This is a genomic window from Wohlfahrtiimonas populi, from assembly GCF_002006795.1.
Lineage (GTDB): Bacteria > Pseudomonadota > Gammaproteobacteria > Cardiobacteriales > Wohlfahrtiimonadaceae > Wohlfahrtiimonas > Wohlfahrtiimonas populi.
Window position 1 is genome coordinate 1 of sequence record NZ_MVDN01000051.1, and the last position, 691, is coordinate 691.

General features: G+C 39.7%; 1 pseudogene. It reads right to left on the bottom strand.

The features are described from left to right. Nucleotides 1-637 (bottom strand): annotated as a pseudogene (locus BZK16_RS13955) (thiamine pyrophosphate-binding protein); the annotation flags it as partial. Nucleotides 638-691: the final 54 nt, after the last annotated feature.

Below are 691 nucleotides of genomic sequence, written 5' to 3' on the forward strand. Positions count from 1 at the left end.
TTCATTAAGGATTTTAGCGATCATCCGTAATTCTTCATCTGCAGGATGAACGATGGGCTGTTTAGGCTGATATGTTTGTAAAACAGGTAAGTCTTCTATCTCCATTGCACTAATATTAGCAGGCAAAATAACAACAGCAACACCGCGCTGAGTTAATGCGGCTTGACAAGCACTCATTACAATACGTTTTGCAGTGCTTGCATCATTAACTTGTTCACAAAAAACTGAGNCTTGCATCATTAACTTGTTCACAAAAAACTGAGCATGTTTTATAAATTGGTGTGTAATCTACTTCTTGAGGAAAGCTTGTTCCCAATACATCGCTTGGAAGTTGGCTAGCAATCAATACGACTGGTGCACCATTTCGGTGGCTTTCAAATAAGCCATTGAGAAAATGGAGTGAACCAGGTCCACAGGATCCCGCACATGCTGTTAAGTTATCTGTCATATAGGCTTCAGCACCAGCAGCGAATCCACCAGCTTCCTCGTGGCGCATATGAACCCATTCTATGGAAGTATGAAAGCGCATGGCATCTGTAACTTGATTAAGTGTATCTCCTACAACACCATAACAACGTTTAACGCCTGCATTTTCTAAAGCTTCAACAACAATTTGTGCGACTTTCTTTTTAGACATATTGGCTCCTAATTGAAAATTATGGGATTAGATTTGATGATTAGTTTATTACCA